Origin of the sequence: Saccharomonospora iraqiensis subsp. paurometabolica YIM 90007 (assembly GCF_000231035.2) — a bacterium.
Classification (GTDB): Bacteria; Actinomycetota; Actinomycetes; order Mycobacteriales; family Pseudonocardiaceae; genus Saccharomonospora; species Saccharomonospora paurometabolica.
In genome coordinates this window covers 927-2,780 of sequence record NZ_KI912197.1, presented here as the reverse complement: position 1 = coordinate 2,780, position 1,854 = coordinate 927, and the positions used below count along the sequence as shown (strand labels likewise).

Annotated in this window: 2 protein-coding genes; one reads left to right on the top strand and one right to left on the bottom strand. The window is 76.2% G+C overall.

Features of this window, described 5'->3' with window-relative positions; translation table 11 throughout:
- Nucleotides 1–909, bottom strand: a 909-nt coding sequence (locus SACPADRAFT_RS0202640; RefSeq protein ID WP_007027473.1) for a DNA translocase FtsK 4TM domain-containing protein, incomplete at its 3' end; no start/stop codon positions are given.
- Nucleotides 910–1,092: 183 nt separating this feature from the next.
- Between SACPADRAFT_RS0202640 and SACPADRAFT_RS0202630 the strand changes: the two genes are divergently transcribed.
- Complete coding sequence (locus SACPADRAFT_RS0202630; protein ID WP_007027472.1) at nt 1,093–1,836, top strand: lysophospholipid acyltransferase family protein; 744 nt, start codon at nt 1,093–1,095, stop codon at nt 1,834–1,836.
- Nucleotides 1,837–1,854 lie beyond the last annotated feature (18 nt).

Genomic DNA, 1,854 nt, shown 5'->3' with positions numbered 1-1,854 from the left:
CCCGGCACCGTCGGCCCCGCCCGGGCTGCCGTCCGTCCCGTCGGCGCCGGACGCGCGGCGGGCCTCGCGGTCACGTTCGCTCTGCTCGCGCAACCGCTCCGGGATCCGCCGGATCGGCGTCCCGGTGAACACCAGGGCGCCGTACCCCAGCAGGAGCAGCAGCAGCGGGACCGCGACCCAGGTGCTCACCCCACGGGCGAGCAGGTCGCCGGAGAACCAGCCGACCCAGCCGCCCGCGGACATCTGTTCGGTGTGCTCCTGCGGCCGCCCGCTGCCCAGGTGGAACAGCCCCAACACCGCCAGGCCCACCAGCAGGGTCCCGACGACCATGCGGGGCCGGGCCTCGGCGCGGGGTTCCGACCGCATCAGCACGACCGCCGCCGCCACGAGGGCGAACGGCAGCACCACCGCGCCGGACCCGAGCACACTGCGGGTGCCGGTGGCGATCCACTCGCCGACCGGCCCGGCGGAGTCCCACACCACACCGACCGCGGTGACCAGCCCGAACGCGATCAGCACCAGCGCGAGTCCGTCGCGGCGGTGCTCCGGGTCGAGCTCGCGGGTGCGTCCCAGGGCGCGGGCGAGACCGCCGACGGCGAGGGCGAGCAGCCGCCAGGTGCGGACCACCGCCTTGGTGACGACCCCACCGGAGAAGCCGCCGGCCTGCGCTCCCCGGCGCGCGGCCGGGGTGCGGCCGGAGCTCTTCCTCGCCTGGGGCTTCTTCGCCTGGGGCTTCTTCGCCGGGGATTTCTTCGCCGGGGCCTTCCCGCCCTGCGATTTCCCTGCCGGGGGCTTACGGGCCGGTTGTTTCGCCGCGGACGCGTTGCCGCCACCGGACCGCTGCCCGGAGGTGCGGCCCGCGCCGCTCCCCGTGCTCCCTCGTTTGCCGGTCACCGAGCCGCTCGCCATGCCCCTACGGTAGTCGTCGCGTCACACACCCCACATGCGCCACTCCGGCACCGGACCCGGCGGGCCGGACCCGGCCACTGCGTGCCACGGACGCGTGACATGCTTCGCCCCATGGTGGCGTCCCGACCCGGCCGAGGCCCGACGACACGCCCGCACGACCGGGTTCCCCCGGTCTGGCGCACGATGCTCGCGCTGGACGACGGCCTGGTGGCCCTCACGGGCAGGCTCCGTGTCACGGGGACGGTGCCCGCGACGCTGCGGGACCGGCCGGTGCTGTTCGCCGCGAACCACATCGGGGTCTTCGACGCCTTCGTCCTGATGGCCGCCTGCCGCCGGATCGGGCTCGCGCCCCGGTTCATGCTGGCGGGCGGCCTGCTGGACGCCCCGGTGCTCGGGGCCGCGCTGCGCGCGAGCGGGCACCTGCGGGTCGACCGGGGATCCGCCTCGGCGGTGACCCAGTTCGCCGAGGCCGCCGAGGCGCTGCGCACCGCACGGTCGCCGATCGTCGTCTATCCGGAGGGCCGCATCAGCCACGACCCCGGACTGTGGCCCGAGCGGGGCAAGACCGGGGCCGCCCGGCTGGCACTGAGCGCCGGGGTGCCCGTGGTCCCGATCAGCCAGTGGGGTGCCCACGAGGCCGTGTACTGGGGCACCGAGACGGTGCGCGGTGCGGCCGACCTCGTGCCGCTGGCCCGTTCCGGTCTCACCTCGCCGCTGCGCAGACCGACGTTCCGGGTGCACTTCGGCGAACCGGTGGACCTGTCCGCCTACGGGGCGGGCCGCCCCGGCGACGCCGTGAAGGCGCACGCGGCGATCATGCGGGCGATCACCGCCGGGCTGGTGCCGCTCCGGCGGGACGAACCGGACCGTCCCCGGTTCCACGACCCCACCCGGCCCACGGACGGCCACAGCCCGTGGCGCCCGTGAGCCGCACCGGCCGACGGT

What these genes read in the sequence shown, in the direction of transcription:
- SACPADRAFT_RS0202630 (WP_007027472.1), top strand. Translation starts at nt 1,093, where the DNA reads ATGCTCGCGCTGGACGACGGCCTGGTGGCCCTCACGGGCAGGCTCCGT.